General features: G+C 30.6%; 19 protein-coding genes. 5 read left to right on the plus strand and 14 right to left on the minus strand.

Annotated features, from left to right (window positions below; genetic code table 11):
• Nucleotides 1-3: 3 nt before the first annotated feature.
• From C1H87_RS06000 to C1H87_RS06010, 3 genes are all read right to left on the minus strand, one after another.
• Nucleotides 4-492: a DinB family protein gene (locus C1H87_RS06000; RefSeq protein WP_158655137.1), complete on the minus strand. Its 489-nt coding sequence runs from the start codon at nt 490-492 to the stop codon at nt 4-6.
• Nucleotides 493-614: 122 nt separating this feature from the next.
• On the minus strand, nt 615-1,451 hold the full coding sequence (locus tag C1H87_RS06005) for a sterol desaturase family protein (protein WP_102754947.1): 837 nt from the start codon (nt 1,449-1,451) through the stop codon (nt 615-617).
• Nucleotides 1,452-1,474: 23 nt separating this feature from the next.
• The gene (locus tag C1H87_RS06010) at nt 1,475-1,966 is read right to left on the minus strand and encodes a YkgJ family cysteine cluster protein (protein WP_102754948.1); all 492 of its coding nucleotides are present in this window, start codon (nt 1,964-1,966) and stop codon (nt 1,475-1,477) included.
• A 124-nt stretch (nt 1,967-2,090) separates the two neighbouring features.
• On the opposite strand from C1H87_RS06010, the gene C1H87_RS06015 reads away from it, so the two are divergent.
• Nucleotides 2,091-2,792, plus strand: a complete 702-nt coding sequence (locus tag C1H87_RS06015; RefSeq protein ID WP_102754949.1) for a class I SAM-dependent methyltransferase — start codon at nt 2,091-2,093, stop codon at nt 2,790-2,792.
• Between the two features lie 86 nt (nt 2,793-2,878).
• Here the strand turns inward: C1H87_RS06015 and C1H87_RS06020 are convergent, their stop codons facing one another.
• Both C1H87_RS06020 and C1H87_RS06025 read right to left on the minus strand, forming a co-directional pair.
• Entirely contained in the window at nt 2,879-4,618 is a 1,740-nt protein-coding gene (locus tag C1H87_RS06020; protein ID WP_102754950.1) for a TonB-dependent receptor, read from the minus strand.
• Nucleotides 4,619-4,690: 72 nt separating this feature from the next.
• Nucleotides 4,691-7,711 (minus strand): tetratricopeptide repeat protein, encoded by a 3,021-nt coding sequence (locus tag C1H87_RS06025; protein WP_102754951.1) that lies wholly within the window; start codon nt 7,709-7,711, stop codon nt 4,691-4,693.
• Nucleotides 7,712-8,067: 356 nt separating this feature from the next.
• On the opposite strand from C1H87_RS06025, the gene C1H87_RS06030 reads away from it, so the two are divergent.
• The 3 genes from C1H87_RS06030 to C1H87_RS06040 are packed head-to-tail and all read left to right on the plus strand — an operon-like array spanning nt 8,068 to nt 10,579.
• Entirely contained in the window at nt 8,068-8,751 is a 684-nt protein-coding gene (locus tag C1H87_RS06030; protein WP_102754952.1) for a cell division ATP-binding protein FtsE, read from the plus strand.
• A 2-nt stretch (nt 8,752-8,753) separates the two neighbouring features.
• Nucleotides 8,754-9,644 carry a glycosyltransferase family 2 protein gene (locus tag C1H87_RS06035; RefSeq protein WP_102754953.1) on the plus strand — a complete coding sequence of 297 codons (891 nt, stop codon included), beginning with the start codon at nt 8,754-8,756 and terminating at the stop codon, nt 9,642-9,644.
• A complete protein-coding gene (locus tag C1H87_RS06040) occupies nt 9,641-10,579 on the plus strand; it encodes a glycosyltransferase family 2 protein (RefSeq protein WP_158655138.1) in 939 nt (312 codons plus the stop codon). The genes C1H87_RS06035 and C1H87_RS06040 overlap by 4 nt, the downstream gene beginning before the upstream one ends.
• 111 nt (nt 10,580-10,690) lie before the next feature.
• Here C1H87_RS06040 and C1H87_RS06045 read toward each other — a convergent pair whose 3' ends face one another.
• From C1H87_RS06045 to typA, 8 genes are all read right to left on the minus strand, one after another.
• On the minus strand, nt 10,691-11,806 hold the full coding sequence (locus C1H87_RS06045) for a glycosyltransferase family 2 protein (protein WP_233783364.1): 1,116 nt from the start codon (nt 11,804-11,806) through the stop codon (nt 10,691-10,693).
• Nucleotides 11,796-12,671, minus strand: coding sequence for a hypothetical protein (locus tag C1H87_RS06050; protein ID WP_158655139.1), 876 nt, complete (start codon nt 12,669-12,671; stop codon nt 11,796-11,798). Before C1H87_RS06050 ends, C1H87_RS06045 begins: the two co-directional genes overlap by 11 nt.
• A gap of 651 nt (nt 12,672-13,322) precedes the next feature.
• A complete protein-coding gene (locus tag C1H87_RS06055) occupies nt 13,323-14,621 on the minus strand; it encodes a phosphoethanolamine transferase (protein ID WP_158655140.1) in 1,299 nt (432 codons plus the stop codon).
• Between the two features lie 295 nt (nt 14,622-14,916).
• On the minus strand, nt 14,917-15,753 hold the full coding sequence (locus tag C1H87_RS06060) for a glycosyltransferase family A protein (protein ID WP_102754957.1): 837 nt from the start codon (nt 15,751-15,753) through the stop codon (nt 14,917-14,919).
• A gap of 14 nt (nt 15,754-15,767) precedes the next feature.
• Complete coding sequence (locus tag C1H87_RS06065; protein WP_158655141.1) at nt 15,768-17,030, minus strand: O-antigen translocase; 1,263 nt, start codon at nt 17,028-17,030, stop codon at nt 15,768-15,770.
• A 63-nt stretch (nt 17,031-17,093) separates the two neighbouring features.
• On the minus strand, nt 17,094-18,404 hold the full coding sequence (locus C1H87_RS06070; protein WP_102754959.1) for an O-antigen translocase: 1,311 nt from the start codon (nt 18,402-18,404) through the stop codon (nt 17,094-17,096).
• A gap of 168 nt (nt 18,405-18,572) precedes the next feature.
• Nucleotides 18,573-18,809, minus strand: a complete 237-nt coding sequence (locus C1H87_RS06075; RefSeq protein ID WP_102754960.1) for a uroporphyrinogen decarboxylase — start codon at nt 18,807-18,809, stop codon at nt 18,573-18,575.
• 5 nt (nt 18,810-18,814) lie between these two features.
• Entirely contained in the window at nt 18,815-20,614 is a 1,800-nt protein-coding gene (typA, locus tag C1H87_RS06080) for a translational GTPase TypA (RefSeq protein ID WP_102754961.1), read from the minus strand.
• Between the two features lie 260 nt (nt 20,615-20,874).
• Here typA and kdsA point away from each other — a divergent pair, with 260 nt between their 5' ends.
• Nucleotides 20,875-21,693 (plus strand): 3-deoxy-8-phosphooctulonate synthase, encoded by an 819-nt coding sequence (gene kdsA / locus C1H87_RS06085; protein WP_102758189.1) that lies wholly within the window; start codon nt 20,875-20,877, stop codon nt 21,691-21,693.
• 18 nt (nt 21,694-21,711) lie between these two features.
• On the opposite strand, the gene C1H87_RS06090 is transcribed toward kdsA, so the two are convergent.
• Nucleotides 21,712-22,092 (minus strand): DUF1801 domain-containing protein, encoded by a 381-nt coding sequence (locus C1H87_RS06090; RefSeq protein WP_102754962.1) that lies wholly within the window; start codon nt 22,090-22,092, stop codon nt 21,712-21,714.
• Nucleotides 22,093-22,129: the final 37 nt, after the last annotated feature.

Consider the following 22,129-nt stretch of genomic DNA (forward strand, 5'->3'; position numbering starts at 1 on the left):
ATCTTATCTATAATTAGGTGGCGTTATATCTTTTAAACGCAAATATGTTATCATTTGTCCTCGATGGTGTGCATTATGGTTTAACACATCTATAAGCTGATTTGTTAGTTTGGGAGTTTCTTTAGCATTATTAATAAATGTTATTAATCTATCAAACTCATCGTTGGCATATGTTACTAACTCAGCTTTACTAAAACAATCTTCGTCTCCGGGGTTCCATTTAACAGGAGTCCCTTTCATTAATTCTATATTCCAATCGATAGAGTATACGGTATGAGATGCCAATGCCGAGTAAGACCGAACCTTTTCAGTTGGCTTATAATCAAAATCACTTTCCGGCATAGCTTCAATTACCTCGATTGTAAATGATTTTGTTTTTTCCAAACGCTCTTTTAAATAGTGATAATCCGATTGCTGTTTATCCATATTTGCAAACGCCATTAAAAGAAATACGCTTACAAAACCTATAACTGATATGATTTTAAGTTTCATAGTATTCATTGATTTTATTCGATCAATATTACGACTAAAAACCAAAAGCTTGCAGAACAAATGTTCTTTTTGATAGTACATTTAGACGAAGAAAATAATAAGTTATGAAACAGATAAAAGGGTTATGCTTCTTCTGAAGAAGTAGGTTTTCTATATTTCTGAAATGGTTGTATTAGTAAATCTTTGATATTACTATTTTCCTTTTCATCCGGAAAAACATCAACACCATAAACAATCTTATCAGTATCTAGTTTCATATAAGTTCCCAAAAGGCGGTCCCAAACAGAAAAAATGTTTCCGTAGTTAGAGTCTGTATAGGGTAATTTATAGTGATGGTGTACCTTATGCATATTTGGAGACACAATAATGTAGCTTAGTATATTATCTACTCTTTTAGGAAGTTTTATGTTAGCGTGATTAAATTGAGTAGCTATTACCGAAAGCGATTGATATAAAAAAACCAATGCTATAGGTGTACCAATTATAAATATTCCCATAAGTGTAAATACATAACGAATAACACTTTCTAAAGGATGGTGCCTATTCGCTGTAGTAGTATCTACATGATGATCTGAATGGTGTACCAAATGCACCATCCATAGTGGTTTTACTTTATGCTCTATTAAATGTGGCAAGTAGGCTCCTATAAAATCTATTAAAAAGATACCCAAAATACCATAAAGCCATAACGGCATTTCCGGAAGCCAATTAAGGATTCCGAAATTATTAGCGACTACCCAATCGGATGATTTTAAAAATAAAAAAGCCAAAGGCAGGTTTACCAATATGGTGGTAATAGTAAAGAATATATTAGGAATAGCATGTTTCCACTTTTTATACTTAATTCCAAATAGTGGCACGATGCCTTCAATAATCCAGAAGAAGGTCAATCCTCCAACAATAATTATTCCTCTATGCAGGGAAGGAATCGTTTCAAAGTAGTTTAAAATAGCTTCCAAATAACATATTTTTATTAAATATACTATTTTATTCTTTTTTTCATATCCTCAACTATGTTAAAAACTGCAGGGCATATAGCTACATTTTTTAACGTTAAATTTGATATTTGCTGAAACTTCTTTCTGTCGGTATGCGGAAACTCTCTACAGGCCTTTGGTCGTACTTCATAAATGGAGCAGTAGTTATCGGTACCTAAAAACGTACAGGGCACACTTTGCAATACATAATCATTATCTTCATCAATACGTAAATATTGACTTATAAACTGCTGTGGTTTTTGTTTGAAATGTTTTGAAATTCGCTCTATATCTTTATCTGTAAATAGCGGTCCTGTGGTTTTACAGCAGTTAGCACATTCTAAGCAATCTGTACGTTCAAACTCTTCGTCATGCAATTCCTGCATAACATAATCCAGATTTTTTGGTGGTTTCTTTTTTAGCTTAGCAAAGAATTTTTTGTTTTCGTTATGCTTATCTTTGGCGAGCTTTGGAAGGTTTTTAATACTATCTTGCATGGCGTAAAAATAAACAAACTTGTCATTCTGAACGAAGTGAAACATCTAATTTATTAATAGATGTTTCGACTCTAGTCTCTCTTGAGCGTAGACTAAAGATTCAACATGACACAAAACATAACTTTTGAAAGACCTTTTCGGAAAAGCACTATTAGATTACCAAAACGGAAATTATACGGAAGACCTAATTACTTCTACGAGTATTTCTGATGAGGATGAACTACCTCTACCCTATTTGTTCCGTGATTTTAAAGATATGCCTGTATTAGAACAAAAAGCTTTAAAGTTAGCTAATGGTTCTGTTTTAGATGTTGGTAGCGGCGCTGGAAGCCATAGTTTGTATTTGCAAAAAAAAGGCATAAAAGTAAAAGCTATTGATATTTCTAAAGGGGCCATAAATGTTGCTAAACAACGTGGTGTTATACATGCTGTAGAAATGAATGTTTTAGACGAATCTGAATCTTTTAATACTATTTTGCTCTTAATGAATGGTACGGGAATATTTCAAGAGTTATCCCAGGTTTCCAAATACCTAACACATTTAAAAAATCTTTTAAAATCCGGCGGACAAATCTTAATTGATTCTTCAGACATTAAATACATGTACGAAGATGAAGATGGTGGTTTCTGGATTGATACCAATGCCAATTATTACGGTGAACTTGATTACTTTCTAAGTTACAAAGGCGAAAAGGAAGTGCCAATGAAATGGCTCTATTTAGATTTCAATACTTTAAAACTGGCCTGCGAAACTGTTGGTTTAAAATGTGAACTTGTTTTAGAGGGGGAACACTTTGATTATTTGGCTAGATTAATTTCTGTGTAACTTGTACCGAACTTGCTTCGGTAGGCAGGAATCTTATGTTAAATCAAGTTTGAGATATCATCATGAGATCCCGCGTCTTCACGGGATTAGAAGTCAAACTTATAAGTAGCCCCGGCTAAAAACTGAATACTCTGAACAGGGAAATTTTGCCAACGTTGGTATGCTTTATTAGCTATGTTATTCGCTTTTGCAAAAACCGAAAATTGGTCATTAATATGGTAGCCTAAATGCGTGTTGGCATCAAAATAACTATCTAAATCTACAGCCATAGATGAAATTCCTGCTATTCCATTATTAATACTCAATAAACCTTTACGCTTTCCTACATAAAACAAATTAGCTCCCATAAACCATTGTTCGTTTATTTGATAATCTAAAAACAAAGAACCTTTTATGTCTGGCAAATTCCAGGCTTCAGATTGTAAATCGGTATTATACGAAAAATACTCTGCTTTTAATCCTAACTTAAAGTTTCTATTTACATCTACATTTATTTCTCCTGCTACACCAAAAGTATCAACATTATCATATACAATTCCAAAAGAATTTCCGTACTCGTAATCTTCTGCATTTAACAAATCTAACGAGACTATATTATTAACAAATAATCCTTTGTCTCTATCGGCGATATAATGCCCGCTAATATTGTAACTCATATTGCTAGATAGTTTTCCTTTTAAACCCACATATGCATTGTATTGCTGATCTGTTGGCATAACCACTAAAGTAGGCGACACAAATGGATTGTTAGTAGCAAACCCATAATATGAATTTTGAATTAAATCTCCTTCTATACCTCCATAGGCTATCAATATATCGTTAACCAATCTGTATGTAGCTGTTATATTAGGATAGATATAAAATTTATTATCTCCGGATTCTCTATCATTTAAATAAAATGTGGAAACACCAATGTTTACAGTTAAATCGTCTTGCTTTATTTCATAAGTTGGTAAAACCCCAACTTGAAAATTGCCATATATAAGTTCTTCAGTCGTAAAATAATTTCTCTCGAAAGTTCCACCTAAATAGTCAAACCTTATTTCTGTTGATATTTCTTCTCTATTTATGGGAATATCAATAATTGCGTTAGCCTTAAATCTGTTTTCTCCTGAACCTTGATTATCACCAAAGCGTCTAAAAAAGAAACTTCCAGAATTAATATAGGTATCCTCGAAAGTAATATCTCCACCAAAATGTACATCAAAAAAGGAATGTCCCACATCTAAACTACTTGTAAATGGTTCATTATTTACATAGGGTTCATGTAATCCATACCAATTATAGGTTCGATGTTGAAAACCGGCTTCTACATTCCATGCTAAATCACGTAAACGAGATGAATAGTTGATATTAATTTTTGAGTTTGAAAAATTGTCTTCAAGTACTACATTTTCAACATCTCCTTGCGATGAATGATGACTTACATATCCACCCACACTTTCTGTTCTGCTAATGGCATGGTTTAAATACACTTCTCCTAAAATGGTCGTATAGGAACCAACGCCCAAGGTCGCATAGTTATCAAATAGTTTTGTTGGTTTTCTTTTTTCTACTACTGCGGCTTTTCCCTTAGCTGGTGTAAAAGTAGAAGCTACCGGAAATGAAAAGATATTGTATTTAATTTCTTTTTTTGTTTCGGTGGTTTCATCTTCTAAAGAAGGTGTTTCTTTTACCTTAAAGGCATCAGATATTGTTGGTGTATATGGTTTTACTACATCTATAACGCCTGTATTAATCGTATCGTTTATTTTATCTTGGGAAAAAGAAGGTACAGCGCTTAGTGTAATGGCTGCAATTAATATATTATTGATGTGCTCTCGCATATTTACTTTTTTTGATTTATGATTGATGAAATGCTTTTATCGTACTCGACATGACGCATTTTAACTTTAAAACTAATCTTCTGTTTCAATGGATGAATTGGTCTTGGCTTCCTCTACTTTAATACTTTTTAGCTCGTCTTTTGCTTCTGTAACTACATCATTAAATTCTATAAAGTTTTCAATAACGCTTTCTAAAATGTACGTGGCTTGAAACGCATCGTTTAAAGCATAAAAATTCTTCGCCATTAGCACTAAGCCTTTGGCACTATAATATTTATATCCTGAAAAATCCTTTGCTAATTTTTGAACCGATTTGTTAGACGCTTCAAATTTTCCTTCTTTATTTTTAAAATAAGCATTGTAATACAAGGCCTCTGCTGCGGTTTCTCCTGTAGCCACTTTTTCTACTTTGGCATAAGCTGTTTTAGCCTTGGTTTCATCTCCAGTTTTTATAGCAGAACGTGCTATGATAATATGAGCATCACTTTTTATCTTATTATCAATCTTAGATTTTACGAGTACTTTTTCGGCATAAGAAACGGCTTCATTATAATTCTTTAATTGATAATTTGCCTTCATTAAATTGGACTGCGCAAATATTACATTTTGAGGAAAATCGGCTTCTTCTTCAAGCCTTGATAATAATGGAATGGCTTTATTCCAGCTTTTGGATTCTAAAAAGTGCTGGGATAAACGCGACAAGGCTTCTTCGGTATATTCATTTCGAGATGCTTCAACAATATATTTGTAATGTGGTGCTGCATTGACTGTTAAGTCCTTTTTATAATATAGTTGCGCTACATAAAAATGAGCTTGCAAGGCATGCAATCCGTTAGGGAATTCATTTAAATAACCGTTAAACTGTTTAATTGCCTTATCTGTATTATTGTCTAAATATTGTTTTTCGGCAGCTTCGTATGTCGCATTATCCAAGTCTGTATCTGTAACCTCTACATAGTCTAAAGTTCGAACCCAATTTGCATAATCATCTACACGTCCTAAATCTATATAAATTAACTTGGCTGTTGACACAGATTGTACGGCTTCTGGTGTACCGGGGTAATCGGCTGCAACTTTTTTAAATTTAGTTAGTGCGCGTTCGTTTTCACTGCCATTGTAATAAACCAATCCTTGTCGTAATAACGATTTTGGAACAAACGAGCTCATTTTATACTCAGAATTTAAACGGTTGTAAATGGTTATAGCTTTATCTGTTTCATTTGTCTTAACATAGGTATTACCTAGCTCGTACATGGCATCATCCCGTAATTTTGATTTCTGATATTCTGAAATAAATTGCTCAAGTTCTTTTATTTTTTTTGACGTTTGCCCAATATAGCCTGCACTAATGGCTTTTTGAAAAAATGGATAATCGGAATCAATCTCATTTAACTTAATAGCTTTATTATAGGCATTAATAGCACTTTTGTATTGACTGGAAACGAAATGTCCATCCCCTAATCTTAAGTACGCATCGTTCAATCTTACTTTGTCTTCTTTTCTATTTGAAATAAATTGATTGAAGTGCTTAGTTGATTGATCATAATTTTTCAACTTAAAATAGGTATAGGCTAAATTATAATCTATGTTTTCAATTTCTGGCGTAGATGCAGATGACTGTTCTTGCTGAAATTGCTTGAAACCAACCAGTGCGTCGTCATAATTAGTTAAATTATAATCGGTTTCTGCCTTCCAGAATGTAGCACGGGCAGTATATTTTGGATCTCTCGGCTCTTTTAAAGATTTATCGAAAAGCGATCTTGCCTCTAAATAATTATTATCATTATAAAGTTCCAAACCTCTATAAAACGCAACTTTTTGATAGGCTACCTTATTTTCGAAACTCTTTTTTCCTTCTAAAAGTTTAAGAGCTTCTTTGTAATTTTTTGATGTGATATACGAATCTATCAATAAGGTTTCTATTTCTTCCCTATAACTTGTATCTGGGTATTTTTCCAAATAGCCAGCCAATACTTGAGGGGCAGATTGATACGGGTTTCCTATTTCGTAACTAATCTTAGCATAATTCAACCAGGCATCTTCTTGAATTTTTAAATCAAAATTCATCTGAGAAGCATATCTAAAAGCATTTAATGCTTCTTGCTTTTTACCAAGATTAATATAACTTTCTCCTAAATGGTAATAGGCGTTTTGCGAGATGGAGTTATTTCCGTCGACAATTTTATTAAACTCAGAAATAGCATTTTCATAGTCCTTTTGCTTATAATGTGCGTATCCTAACTGGTAAAAATCCGTATTATTCCATTTACCTTTTTTTCCTTTATATTCTTTTAAATACGGAATGGCCTCTTTATATTTTTTTAAATTGAAATAACTCTCTCCTATTATTTTCGATAATTCCGATACCTCATCTTCATCACTATCATCTAACCTTTCTTTTGCTAGTTTTATAGCTTTTTCAAAATTTCCTAGCTTAAAGTTTAAATCTGCCTGATAATACGATAACTTTTCTTTGTATCGTTCCTGATCACTCACCTGGTCAAAATACTCATTGGCCTTATCGTAATCATCGCCTTGATAGGCCATAAAACCTATGTAGTACTTGGCTTGCGAACCATACTCCTGAGAGCTTTCTACACGTGTTAAATATTTTTTAGCTTCTTTATATTGTTTTGTTGAAAATGCAGAATAACCGTTATTGAAATTGTATTTTTCTTTCTCTTTTCTCCCCAAGGCATTTTCATCTACCTTGTCATACCATTTTCTTGCGTGTGGATATTTTGAATTCTCAAAATAATAGTCAGCCACATCAACAAAAGCTGTATTTCGTTTGGTACTTGTTGGATAATCTTTTACAAAATCTTCAATTAATTGGTCTGCGTTTTGCTGATTCAACCGAACTGCACAATTCGCTATGTAATAGGTACAATCTGATTGTAGGATATCTTCTTTTGCTGTTTTCTTTACATTACCAAACAGCGTTTGCGCTGCTAGATACTGCTGGTTATTATAAAGGGATAAAGCTTTTTGATAATCAACTAAATTACTGGTGTAAGTGGCGGATTGCTGCGCTATAATTTGAAAACCAAAACTTATAACCATTAAGAGGGATACAATGCTTTTTTTAGTCATTAACAATTTATATTTAATTAAAATCAAAGATAAAACAGAATTCTTTATTTTGGATTCCCATTTTTACTGAAACAAGTTCAGTACACATAAGGAAATGGCAAACTTAACGGAAACCTTGATAAAAACATCATGGAATTCTTTTTTATTAAATCTAAACCTTATAACGCAACAATCGTGCTATAATTATAAACTGTCTTATCAAATGTTAAAAATATGGAGAAATAGAAACAGAAAACTGTAAAATAGATTGGTCTTTGAAAACTACAAAAACACTTTCACTACAATAAAAATTATTACTTAAGGTTTGTTATGTTAAACTTTAAACTTTAAACTTGTAACTTAAAACGTATTCCTTTATGTCTAAACCCATTTTACAATTAAAAAACGCTTCTATTTTTCAAGGTGACAGCCTTGTTCTTTCAAATGTTAATGTAGAAATTAACAAAGGGGATTTTGTTTACTTAATTGGAAAAACTGGTACTGGAAAAAGTAGCTTTATGAAAACACTTTATGGTGATTTACCTTTAACTGAGGGTGAGGGAAATATTGTGGATTACGATTTAAAACACCTTAAAGAAAAAGATATTCCTTTTTTAAGACGAAAATTGGGAGTTGTTTTTCAAGATTTTAAACTCCTTACAGATAGAACGATTAACGATAATCTATTGTTTGTTTTAAAAGCTACTGGTTGGAAAGATAAAATGAAAATGGATGCCCGGGTTGAGGAAGTTTTGGCAAAAGTAGATATGAAAACGAAAGGCTTTAAATATCCGCATGAGCTATCTGGTGGTGAGCAACAGCGTGTGGCTATAGCTAGAGCTTTGCTTAATAATCCTGAACTTATTCTTGCCGATGAGCCAACTGGAAATTTAGATCCGCAAACCAGTGTAGAGGTTATGGAGGTTTTGCAAGACATTAATAAAAATGGTAACACCATTTTAATGGCTACTCACGATTATGCTTTGCTGTTGAAGTACCCAAGTAAAACGCTTAAGTGTGATGAGAATCAAGTTTATGAAGTGGTGCAAAGAAAAAATTAATTATGCTCTCAATACTAATACCTGTATATGATTATAATGTTTATCCACTTGCTAGAGAGTTAGAAAAACAAGCCGTTAAAGCTGCTATAGATTTTGAAATTGTTTGCTTTGATGATGGTTCACTCTCTAAAACAAATGATGAAAATGAAAAAATAAATACACTAACTAACTCAACTTTTTTAGCTCTTAAAAAAAACATTGGGTTAAGTAGTAACCGTAATGCTTTAGCAAAAGACGCAAAATACAAGTATTTATTATTTATTGATGGAGATTCACTAATACCTGATAAAAACTTTATTGTAAGATATTTAGATTCTATAAAAGACAATATTGATGTCGTTTATGGAGGGAGAATTCACCCAAAAACTGTTGAATCTAACAGAAAATTAAGGTGGAAATATGGTATTTATAGAGAAGATTTAAATTCAAATCAAAGAAAAAAAAACAAATACAAATGTGTCCTTTTCAATAATACCGTTATAAAGAAAAGTGTATTTAACAATATAGGTTTTGAAAGCAAAATCAAACAATATGGACATGAAGACACTCTATTTGCTTACAATTTAAGCAAAATAAAAGCATCTATAAAACATATCGATAACCCGGTATTACACGGTGATGTCGACTTGAATGAGGTTTTTTTCATGAAAAGACATAAAGCCATAGAGAACTTAAACTTAATTTATAATGATAAATTAATAAACCCAAGTTTTGTTACTTTTTTAAGAATTTTTGAGAAATTAAAAAGAATTAAGCTGAACTATATTTTTGCTATAATACATAGAGTTTTTTATCCTATTTTCTCTAAGAATTTAACTTCGGAAAGACCATTATTATTTGTTTTTAATCTATTTAGGTTAAGTTACTTTTGCCATATAAATTTGAAAAAATGATGCCTTTTTTTTCTGTAATTATTCCACTTTATAATAAAGAAGACCATATTAAAGGCACTATAAAAAGTGTTTTGAATCAAGAATTCAAAGATTTTGAGGTTATTATTGTTAATGATGGGTCTACAGATGAAAGTCTAAAAAAAATTGAGACTTTAATTGATAATCGATTCAAAATAATAAATCAAGACAACCAAGGCGTTTCGCACGCTAGAAATATCGGCATAGCTGAATCTAAAGGCAGTTATATAGCCCTCTTAGATGCTGATGATTTTTGGTATGAGAATCATTTATCAGATTTAAAAAAGCTTATTAAAAGATTTCCTGAAGCAGGTCTGTTTTGCAATAACTATGAAATAAGCTATAACAATAAACTCATTAAACCCGCTACTTTCAATTTTGAATACAATAATTACCCTATGATTATTAAGGATTATTTTAAAAGCAGCATTATAAATTCAATAGCATGGACTTCTTCAGTAGCATTTACCAAAGAGTCTTTTATAAGAATTGGTAAATTCAATTTAAAATTAAGAACTGGACAAGATATTGATTTATGGATTAGATATGCCCTAAAGTACGCTATTGCTTTTAGCCCAAAAATTTCCATGAGATATCATAATTTCGATATTAATAGTCTTTCTAAAACTGAGTATAATTATGAAAGATATAACCTAGTAAACAATTATGCAGAAGAAGAAGAAACAAATAATTCTCTAAAAAAATACCTAGATATTAATAGATATGCAATTGCTATTAGATGTTTTTTGAATAACGAAAAAACACTTTACAAAAAACTTAAAAAGGAAATTGATTATAAAAACCTTAATAGTAAACAAAGAATACTTTTAATGCTTCCTAAACCTATATTAATAACGATTAAATGGTTTCAAAAAATACTAATCGATAAGAAAATCTATTTAACTGCTTACAAATGATTTAAGCTTTTTATAATTATATAGCTATTTTATTTAAAGACAATACTATCTATAGTATTTATTGATAAAAATATTACAAGAATTAAATTTGCCGAAATAATACTTAAAAGATTAATTATCTTCTTTTAACCCTAAAACACTAAAAAAGAAACTAAATAAAATTAATTGTATTCCTAGAGCTACCACTATGGTTGCCGGAACTATTGTTTTTATGGTTGAAACTATATTCACTTCTTCCTTAAACCCTAAATAATATAAAACAACTCCTAATAGGGTAAATAATACTCCCGCAATTAATCCTCTTTCTAAAGTAAAATACAGGAATAAATTATTGTAGCTTTTCTTTCTGGGTATTAATCCGTGATTAGTGGCATAAATTTTTGTGAGAGCGTAAAAAACAACAAACTGAAAACTTATTAAAAACAGTCCAGCAAAAAGAGGCACCCATTTTAAAGTCTCCATGTCGTTTCCAATCATGGTTGCAAATGTCCCAAGAACTCCAATAAGCATAAAAAATATTCCAGGCATTAAAAATAACCACTTTGGACTATATAACAAGAGAAACCTTAAGTGTCTCCATCCGTCCGGAAACGTTCTTAAATGGGCCTTCCTACTTCTTCCTGCAGGAAATACAGTGGTTGGCACTTCTATGATTCTTAAATTTAACATGGAAGCTTTTACTACTACCTCTGAAGCAAATTCCATACCCGTGGTTGATAAATTCATATTATCATAAGCTTCTCTCGTAAACCCTCTTAATCCACAATGAAAATCGCCAATATTAGTTTTAAAAAATAAATTTCCAATAAACGTTAGTACAGGATTTCCAACATATCGATGCAGAAAAGGCATAGACTTCTTATTAGTCTCACCCTTAAAACGATTACCCATAACTAGATCATAGCCTTCCCTTAATTTTTCTATAAAAGGATCGAGATTAAGAATATCGTGACTATCATCTGTATCTGCAGTAATTATGTATTTTCCACAAGATGCTTCAATAGCTCCTCTGGAAGCATTTCCATACCCTTTTTTCTCAACATCAACTACTAAAGCTCCTAAGCCTTTTGCTATTTCTTGAGAACCGTCGGTACTTCCGTTATCACCTATAACCACTTCTCCTACTATACTATTATTATTCATAAAAGTCATTGCTTTTTGAACACACTTAGCAATAGTTTCTGCTTCATTCAAGCAGGGCATAACAATGGATAGTTCAACACTCATCTATTCGTTTATTTTTTAAAATCTCGTTTAAAAAAAGTATTAAAACAACAAAAATCACCCAATCAAAATAGAATATGTAACGCTTAATTGAATGCACAGCTAAAGCAATGAGTGCATTATTGGCAAGCATAAACAAGATAGCCAAGACTATAAATTTATAGATTGTGCTGTTATTTTTTATAAGGAAGAATATACCATACCCTAATAGCACTAAGAACATGAGTAATCCCTTGAACGATCCAAAAGCATTTTTTAAATTTTTAAAAAACAGAATACACCAGGTTTTTAAATTCTGTTTTATTAAAGGAAAAACCATTTTTGAACACAACTTATTTAAAGCAATGTTTTGCTCATAATAATCCAGCCCCTTTTCTTCAAAAAACTCTAATCCGAGTTTATAAACTCTTTTATTACAAATTTTGGTGAAGTTATGCTCATAAAATTTATAGTCATCAGTTTCAATACTAAAATTTTGATCATGTGTTAGTTCTGCTTCATACAAACTATCGTAAATCAGCTTAAAATATGTTTTTTCATTTTCTTCATCAAACAGATTTATATCATCTTCATTTGCAATGTAAAACGGAGAGCTTATTAAATGTACATAATTCATAGCATTGTTTACAAAATGCCCAAATACTATCTTATTATATACCTTTTCAGTTAAGCTCGTTATAAATGGCAGCGCAACTAGTATAATTAAATATTTATAATTTTTCGCGAATGATTTATCTTTAAAAATTAAATAGCCAACGGTTAAAACCAATACTGGAACAACAGCAATAAACTGACCTCTTGTTAAAACAAGAAAAAAAAGAACCAAGCTAATTTTATAGATATAGCTTAACTTTTCTTCAACAAACATTTTTAGGGCGTAACTGAAAATTATTAAAAAAAGCGAATAAGATATAGCTTCTGTTAATATTGAGTTACATAAAAAATGTAAATAAACACAAGGTGCCATTAATATTAGCTGAATAATCAAAAGTCCTACAGAATGAATTTTAAAAACCTTGTTTAGGCTTTTAATAAAAAACCGAGTAGCTAAAACTATTATTCCAAATTGACTTAAAATTAGTGGTAATTCGAAATTATCTCCAAAAACGGCAGTTAATAAATAAAGAAATATACAATAGACCGGCGAATGATTAAAGGCCATATCTAAAAAAGTATAGCTATCTGGATAATAAATTATGTCTTTATTAATAACAAAAACACCAACAATCACATATATTAGTATATAAGTAGTTTTATAAAAGTCGGTAGTAATTCTATTAAATAGTGCCAATTATTCGAATTAAGTTAGATAAGAAATATATAATTCATAAGGTATTTAATCTAAATCAAATTTATAAAATGTATTGGTATAATTCATCATATTTATCAGGTAATCACTTACATTTAAACTATAAATATTAGATTACTTGTATTTAAACAACAACATTAAATGTAGATGTATCGTCAATTGAGGATAATTTAAAACAATTAAAAGTCATTTATATAATAGTCTAAATACTCATTTAAAAAAGGTGTCATAATCAATCGTATCCTTTATAATTCTTTTTCTTTCCTTAAAATCTTTATTAAAAATACTACGTTTAAAATCGACTTCATTTGCACTAATATCTAATAAATCTGCCATACCATGAAATAAATCGTCAGTCATGTATTTTCTGTCTTCAACAAATAACAGCTCCTTTTCTTCTTTATACTTTTGAGATTGCCAAAGCACAAACGGAATATCAAACATCTTTTTTGAATAAATATCTTCATTATGCCCTGCCATATTTAAATCATCGAATACTTCTTCTCCATGATCTGAAAAATATAGAGCAAAACTTTTTGTGTGCAAACTATCTACTTGTTTAATAAGCTCCGATATAATAAAGTCATTGTACAAAACGGCATTATGGTAATGATTTATTTTTGTGAAATTTTCTTCAGATTTAAATTTTGTAATTGGATCATCTTTAAACTTATTAAAAGCCTTTGGGTATCTATTTTCGTAATGATGATGCGTCCCCATTAAATGAACAAAAACCAATTTCTTCTTAACATCATTATTACTAATAACTTCATTAAATTCTCCTAAAAGTTCTTCATCTAAAACTTTACTATTACCAGCTATGGTAGTAGTTAAAAACTTATGATTTTTAGCTGATAAACTAATTTTAGTTATCATGCTTTCGTAAGGACCTATTGGTCTTTGATTAGATAGCCAATAGGTTTCAAAACCAACACTATTGGCAAGCTGTATTATAGAACCTGCTGAAACCTTTTCAGGGTTTTCATAATTCCCAATGGTTAATATTTTTGTTAAAGCACCAACAGAATATGCATGCGGACTAATTACATTTTTATACACCAGCAAATTTTTACTCATCTTTTTCAGCTCAGGTGTAGTTTCCCTATAGTAATTATATATCCCTAAATGAGATCTGGAAGTAGATTCTCCTATAATAATTATATACAATTCATTATCATCACTTAATGATCTATAAGTATTTTTAAAATTTCCACTTTTATTCTCTTTGTAATTACCAAATTTCTTAGATTCTATATTATACTCTATACCTGATTTGATCATTAAATAAGGAACATTGAATATAATTAAAGTGGATAATTTTAAAAAGAGTAAAACTGAAATTACCAAATCTAAAACATTAAGTTTATTGCTTTTGGTTCTGAATAACCTGATCGCTTCCAAATTGTTTTTTTTAATTAAAGCGATAAATAATGATAATATAATTAATATGGTATAGACTATTATTGGCATGTCAATATAAAAGTCAACAAATTCCTTTGTTTCTTCCATATTGGAATCAAATATTACAAATATTGCAGACGAACTGAAATATGTTTTAAATAAATAGTAATATAGTGTTTCAAAACTTATACAAATGATAAAAAACAAATACGCTAAAATAAAATAGCACTTGTTTATTATATGGTGCGTCAAAAAAAATAAAGGCGCAATCAATAATATACTAAATAAAAGATTCTCTATTAAATTATAAAAAACGCTTATAGTAACTTTATTAAAGATACATTCAAAAGAAAAGGACAGTATAATTGGGATTAAAAACAAATATCCCAGTTTTTTTATTCCGCTAATATTCTTCATTTATTTTTTTATATTCTTTAATAGCATTTAACCCAATCCAAATTTTTCTAACAATAGTATTAAACTTAATATGTCTTTTTCTAAAAAGAAAGAAAACTAACTTAAGTAAAAATAAATAGCCGAATCTTTTATATTTATGAAAATATAAAGCTGCTTGTGCTTTTATAAAATTATCCCCCCCCATATTACTGGTAGAACTTTGGAATGAATGCTTAACTATGTATTTATTTTTAAAATATATCTCTAAATTTTTATCTAAAGCATTACTTAAAAATAAATACTCCTCGCCTGATGGAAAATTACCTCCCAAACCAAATAAAATATTAAAAGAAATATCATTTTTTAATATATCTTTTCTTCTAAAAGCCATTTCTATTGAAGACCCTGCTTCAATATCTTTCTCTTTGTAAAGTCTTTTTGAGTTATTTGGATATAATTTGTATGCTTTTCCACAAAAAGTTTCGATTTTGAACATTATAATTGATGCATTATACAATGCTGAAAATGTTTCCTTTACAATCTCTTGAAAGCTTTCTACATATACAATGTCGTCATCAGCTATTAAACAGATATCTCCAATCGCATTTTTTATAGCTAAGTTTCTACTTTTTGAAAGTCCAGTTTCATAAGAGTTTATAACTCGAATATTATCGAAATTTGAAGTAAGTTCTTTTCCCTTTTTTGTTTGGTTTACTATTAAAACATTTACATTCTCTAACCTATCATCAGGAAACATTTCCTTAACAAAGTCTAATGAAACTTTATTCATTGTAGAAATTAAAACTTCAAGTTTCAAGTTATTTTCTTTTGTTAACGTTCCCATTCCATCTATATTCTCTATAGCAATTTATTCTTTCCAATAAAACTATGCCTTAAAATATAAAGCACCACAATAAAATATAAAACATATCTAATAAAATGCGCAATTACAATACCTTCAGTTCCATATATATTCACAAAATAAACCGAAAAGCCATAAAATAATAATACTGATAATATTTCGGTAAAAACAAAATAACCTATCTGTTTTTTTGCTAAAAACTGATAGGATATCACGATGGCGCAAAACTTTATTAAGTCGCCTAATAATTGCCACTTAAACAATGTAGACATACTTAAAAATTCTTCGGTATAAAGTACTTTTATTATTAAATCTCTAAATAGAAAAACCAAAAACATCCCTACTACTATTATTGGCAGCAACATTTGATAAATTTTTTTCACTTCTTTCCTAAAACCAAAAGTATCCTTAATTTTTGCATACTTAGGCAATACATATAATGGAAAAATCGCAGCTGAAAATTGCATATACGTTTTAGAAATAGAGGACATAGCTGTCCAGTACCCAGCATCTAAAGCACTTACTTTGCTTTCTATAAGATACCTTATAGCAATTTCGCTAATGTTTATAATTAATACAACTATAACAGTCATGAAACTATAAGACATCAGTTTGCTTTTAAAATGCAAACCATAAGATAACTTTGTTAAATTTATATGATTTCTATATTTACGAGGGAGGATTAAAATATACCCGAAAAATTGTATTAAAGGAGAGATGCTAATGGCTAATAAGCTTCCATACGTTCCTTGTTTGAAAGTTAGAACCACAATAACTATTGTACTAACAATTACAGTAAATAAAGTTATCTTAGAAAATAGCTTATAAGCCGAATGTCCATTAAGCAGAGCATTCAAAGTGGCATTTATTCCCATAAAAGGAATTATAAATGATAGGATTTTAAAAATGTATCCATAATCATTATTTATTCCAAAAATGAGGTTATTTAGAGCATCGGACCAAAAGAATAATATAACAAAAGAAAGTATTGAAGCTAAAGCTGTAAAAACCAATACTGTAGAAAGTAAATAATTTAACTGTTTTTTATCGTCTCTATACTCAGATACATATTTTATTAAACCATTAGAAGTTCCTAGTATAGAAAATTGTTCAAAAAACCTAATCACATTCCATAAATTGCCAACCTGAGCAATACCTTCAGCGCCAATTAATATTGCTAAAACTTTTTGAGAAATTAAAGAAACTCCCATCCTTACTGCAACTAATAAAGTATTAGCTGAAGTAACTTTTAGTAACAAATTATTCTTTATAAAGCTAGGTATATTCAATTAATTAGATAAAGTAAACTAATCAAAAGTAACTTATTTATCAATCTTATCCCCATTATCCACTCCAAAAAGTGAACTTCCAAATATGAGTAAAATAATGCCATAATACATGACATAGCTCACAAAATGAGCAATAACGGCTCCTTTAACACCATCAAATAGGTTTATAAAATAAATACTGGTGGTATATAAAATGACTATTAAAAAGGCTTCGGTTAGAATATAATGCCAAAACATCTTTTTTGCTAAAAACTGGTAAGCTATAACAATGGATAAAACCTTAACAAAATCACCCAACAGTTGCCATAAGAATAGATCCTCAACAGGTTCAAATTCACTGGAAAAAACCACATATACTATAAACGGTTTCAATAAGTATATAAGAAACATCCCTAAAGCCAAGATAGGTATAACAGCCTTATAAAAACTAAACACCTCTTTTTTAAATTCCTTAGCATCATCAATTTCAGAAAATCGAGGTAAAATATATAGGGCTATAAGCGAACTAACCAACATTAAATAATATTTGGATATTCGAGTCATAGCCTCCCAAAAACCAGCATCTTTATAACCAACATTATCTATGATATATGATCTAATCGCAATAGCAACAAACGGTAAAAAAACAGCAGAAAAAAGCGCCATTAACGAGTAAGAACTCATTTTCTTTAAAAAACTAAAAGTTACCCTATCTATTCTTATAAGCGGTACCAAACTACGCCTATTAATAATCCCTACTAAAGTGATTAAAAATATTAGTGCTTCTGCAATTACCACAGAAATTAAAGCCCCATTAAGCTTTTCTTGGTAAATTAAAAGTAAGGCTATGGAAACGCTTAAGATTTGTCCTATTATATTAATTATGATTAGTATTTTATACTTGGAAAAACCATTCATTATAGAAAATGAAAACATGTTTAAAGCATAAAAAGGGAGTACTATGGCAAATACTTGAATAACATAAGTATAGTCATTATAAACAGGAAAAATGAGGTCATTTATTAACCCAGCATTAAAATAGCATAAAAACGACACCAAAATAGTAGATACAAAAGCAACATAAAATATTGTTGATATTGTTTTACTTAACTCTACAACATCATCCTTAAAATCTGAAATATATTTTACAGCACCATTGTAAAAACCAAGTACAGAAACCGTTTGAAAAGAACTAACAAAATTCTGTAAATTTCCAATTAAAGCCAATCCTACAGGTCCAATAAAAACAGCTATAGCCTTAGAAGTTAATATTCCAGCTATTATTCTTGTTAATACAGAAGCTGTTTGTAACGAAGCAATTTTAACTAAAACCTTACTGTTTATATAATCAATTAATTTTCTCAATTAAGTACGATTTTTTACTAAAAAATTACTTTAAATTGAATATACGAAGTATATGCTTAATTATTTCTTTTTCCTTTTTTAGGGGCTAAATATACAAAATCATTTAACTTTTCTACCTTAAAAACAAGGAATTGTAAGAAATAATACGTTATTACATAATAAATAAGATTATGACTTTTTCTTTTGCAACAAATAATACAAATTAATAGAGAATATAGCAGTGTTTGTTATTACAATTGGTTTAGAAAGTGGATCTAATAAAAGTCCATAAAACGCAAATAGTAAACACCCAAAAGAGTTTACTATTCGTAATGTGTTAATCGATTTCATTAAGAATGAAATTAAAACAGTTGCCATAGCGGCATATCCAACCCATTCTACACCTGAAACCCCTAAGAATTCCATGTTTGTTATATTGCTTTGTTTCGTTTGCGATCTACTTCCTTTAAATAAATTTTACGTAATCTTAAGTGGTTTGGCGTTACCTCAACATATTCATCTTTTTGAATATATTCTAAAGCCTCTTCCAAAGAAAATTTTATTGCAGGTACAATTTTAGCCTTATCATCGGCTCCTGCAGATCGTACATTACTAAGCTTTTTGGTTTTAGTTACATTAACCGTCATATCATCGCCACGAGAATTTTCCCCAATAACCTGTCCTTCGTAAATATCTTCTCCCGGGTCAATAAAAAACTTGCCTCTTTCCTGTAACTTATCAATAGAATAAGGAATCGCTTGTCCGTTTTCCATAGATACCAATGAGCCATTTTGTCTTTCTGGAATCCCTCCCTTTAGTGGTTGGTATTCTTTAAAACGGTGAGCCATAATAGCTTCACCAGCAGTAGCTGTTAGCAACTGATTACGCAACCCTATAATACCTCTAGATGGTACTATAAACTCACAAACCATACGATCTCCTTTAGCCTCCATGCTTAGCATTTCTCCTTTTCTTAAGGTAACCATTTCAATAGCCTTACCAGAAACTTCCTCTGGTAAATCTATGGTCATTTCTTCTACAGGCTCGCACTTTACACCATCAACTTCTTTTATTATAACCTGCGGTTGCCCTATTTGTAATTCATAGCCTTCACGACGCATTGTTTCAATTAAAACCGATAAATGTAATACACCTCTACCAAACACCATAAACTTATCTGCACTATCTGTTTCTTCAACACGCAATGCCAAATTCTTTTCGAGCTCTTTCATTAAACGCTCTTTTATATGACGAGATGTAACATATTTTCCATCTTTACCAAAGAAAGGTGAATCGTTAATAGTAAACAACATACTCATTGTTGGTTCATCTATTGCAATAGTTTTCAATCCTTCAGGTGTTTCCCAATCTGCTACAGTATCTCCTATTTCAAAACCTTCCAAACCTACAATGGCACAAATATCTCCAGTTTGAACTTCGTCTACTTTTTTACGACCTAAACCTTCAAAGACATGAAGTTCCTTTATTTTAGACTTAACTATACTTCCGTCACGCTTAACTAAAGATATGTTTTGGCCTGCTTTTAGCTCCCCACGGGTTAAACGTCCTATAGCAATTCTTCCTGTAAAAGAAGAAAAATCTAAAGATGTGATTAACATCTGAGTATTACCCTCCTCAATTTTTGGTTCTGGAATATGCTCTACAACCATATCCAATAAAGGTTCTATACTATCTGTTTCTTTTTGCCAATCTTCACTCATCCAATTGTTCTTAGCCGAACCATAAACTGTAGGGAAATCCAATTGCCATTCTTCTGCACCTAATTCAAACATCAAATCAAAAACTTTTTCATGAACCTCATCCGGTGTGCAGTTTTCTTTATCCACTTTATTAACAACTACACAAGGTTTTAAGCCCAAATCGATTGCTTTTTGCAATACAAAACGTGTCTGCGGCATAGGCCCCTCAAAAGCATCTACTAACAGTAAAACCCCATCAGCCATATTTAGTACACGCTCTACTTCTCCTCCAAAATCGGCGTGACCTGGTGTATCTATAATATTAATTTTTGAGCCCTTATATATAACGGAAACATTTTTAGATGTAATTGTAATACCTCTTTCACGCTCCAAATCATTGTTATCAAGAATTAGATCTCCGGTGTTTTCGTTTTCACGAAATAACTGACAGTGATACATAATTTTGTCTACCAAAGTTGTTTTACCGTGATCTACGTGCGCAATAATTGCGATATTTTTAATATTAGCCATACCTTAATATTTTAAGCGTGCAAAGGTAATTATAAATAACGGATAAATTATATATTAAATCTTTTTTGAATATTCCCCTCTGTAAAATATAGGGAAAGAAACATTGCAAACCTTATCTTTCTTGTTTTTAACAAATTAAAAGCAAGAAAATACTTCTAGTATTAATCATTAAAATGTTTCTATTTTGAATTTAAAAGATGGTCGTGTTAATTCATCATTAATACTATCTTTGCAGCATAATTTTTATGAAACATAAGCTTATGACGCTTCAAGATATTCCAAAGATAAAACATACAAATTCAAATAATTTTTTCTTGCTTTGTGGACCATGTGCCATCGAGGGAGAAGATATGGCACTTCGCATAGCCGAGAAAGTCATTACTATTACCGATAAACTGGAAATTCCTTATATTTTTAAAGGAAGCTTTAAAAAAGCCAATCGTAGTAGAATAGATAGTTTCACTGGAATTGGAAATGAAAAAGCATTAAAAATTCTAAAAAAAGTTTCAGATACTTTCGATGTACCAACGGTTACGGATATTCATGAAACTTCCGATGCCGAATTAGCGGCACAGTATGTAGACGTGTTACAAATCCCCGCATTTTTGGTTCGTCAAACAGATCTAGTGGTTGCTGCAGCCAAAACTGGGAAAGTAGTAAACTTAAAAAAGGGACAGTTCATGAGTCCGGAAGCTATGAAACATGCTGTACAAAAAGTTAAGGATGCCGGTAGCGATAAAGCATGGATAACAGATAGAGGTACCATGTTTGGTTATCAAGATATGATTGTTGATTTCCGTGGTATTCCAACCATGCGCCAATACGCCCCTACGGTTTTAGATGTGACACATTCGTTACAACAGCCAAATCAAACTGCTGGCGTTACTGGTGGCAGACCAGATATGATAGAAACCATAGCTAGAGCAGGAATTGTTAATAATGCAGACGGTTTATTTATTGAAACACATTTCGACCCTGCAAATGCAAAAAGTGATGGTGCCAACATGTTGCATTTAGATAATTTAGAAAAGCTACTTACTAATTTAGTAGCTATTAGGAAAACGATCAACGGATTTTAAACCCTGATTTTAAAAACTTTAATCGAGAAACCAGGCTTTCTTGCTTACACTTAATAAGTTTGATGCCTCGTGCAATAATGCCACAAAGTTTTCATGATCTAGATCCTCGATAGTTTTTAACTGAATGGATCGTACTTGCTTGCGTTTATTATCGTTCTTTAAAACTGGAAACTGCTTTTCCAACAATACGCCTTGAACAAAAGCTACATCAACATAATCCTTACCTTTTAAAATATTTAAATATATCATAGGCTTTTTACCAATGTTATAAAACGGAATTTTATAACTATACCTCTCCTCTATTTCGGGAAGTGTATTAAGTATAACACTTCTAACGTATAGCATAATAGATTGAAAAGGTTCTTTTTGGTTTAAAAAGTATTCGTCTACCGGTTTCAATTTTCATTCTAGATTTAATAACAAAACCCAAACTTAA

The sequence above is a fragment of the Flavivirga eckloniae genome (genome assembly GCF_002886045.1).
Lineage (GTDB): Bacteria > Bacteroidota > Bacteroidia > Flavobacteriales > Flavobacteriaceae > Flavivirga > Flavivirga eckloniae.